Origin of the sequence: Sphingomonas sp. CCH9-E2, assembly GCF_001557215.1 — a bacterium.
In the GTDB taxonomy this organism is placed as follows: Bacteria; Pseudomonadota; Alphaproteobacteria; order Sphingomonadales; family Sphingomonadaceae; genus Sphingomonas.
In genome coordinates, this window is sequence record NZ_LSJM01000240.1 from 1 (window position 1) to 923 (window position 923).

At 68.9% G+C, this 923-nt stretch carries 2 protein-coding genes; both read right to left on the minus strand.

What is annotated here, in order from left to right; genetic code table 11:
- Positions 1 to 684 (minus strand): DUF6118 family protein (locus tag AX681_RS11245; protein ID WP_197422067.1); only part of this gene is annotated, 684 nt, incomplete at its 3' end.
- Between the two features lies 1 nt (position 685).
- Positions 686 to 923, minus strand: a 238-nt coding sequence (locus AX681_RS11250) for a hypothetical protein (RefSeq protein ID WP_066682255.1), incomplete at its 5' end; no start/stop codon positions are given.

Genomic DNA, 923 nt, shown 5'->3' on the forward strand with positions numbered 1-923 from the left:
CGTCTCACGGGCTTTCGCAGCAGCTTCTACGCACCTTTCAATCGCTTCGCGATTAGCCGTCACGATTCTGTCGGCCGCGACGATCGCACGGAACTGCGCCGGGTCGGCGCTCTGCATCATGTGCTGTCCGGCGGTCCAGCGGGGAAGGTCGAGCGTCCGCGCCGCCATGCGCTCCGGCCATTGCCAGCTCGCCGGCGCGATCTCGCGCGCGACAAGGCCCGGCACAATCGCCCATACGAGGATGCCGGCCGCTACCCCGCCCAGGGCGAACCATAGCTGCCGGTTCTTCTGGTCGGCCCGCGTCCATGCGGACCCGGCAATGGCGCGAAGCTCGGCCATGACGCGGGCCTTGTCCTCGCCGGCCTTGTCGAGCGCCGCCTTATCCTCACGCCGCGCGGCGCTGCCTGCTGCGGCGATCCGCTGCGTCATCTGCTCAGGCGTGATCGCCAGCGCCGGCGATTTGGCAAGTATCTGGCCGATCGCGTTGATCCGCCCGGTCGCGGTATCCACGCCCTGCTGAAGCGCGCCTAACGTCTCGCTGTAATCCGGCACGTCAATCGCGCCGCGCTCGGCCGCCAACCCTTCCACGGCACGGCGTAGCAACGCCAGCTCGCCGCGCATCGCCTCGAACGCTTCCGCTGCGGCGTCGCCATCCATGTTGCCCTGATCGTCGTCCATGCTCATCCTACCGGCTCATGCCATGATCGCGGTCGCGGCTAGGCTGGATCGACTGCGCCAGCTCCTGCCTGATCGACCGGCCCCGCTCCATGCTTAACGCCAGCTCGGGGGCGCGGGCGCGCAACACGGATTCGAGCTGCGGGTCGCGGTGCAACCCGCCCGCGATGCCCTCCATGCGCTTGCCCAATTTCTCCGCGCCTGCGCGGTCGCCAGCACGCTCCATGCTGGCGCGCGCCTCCTTCATG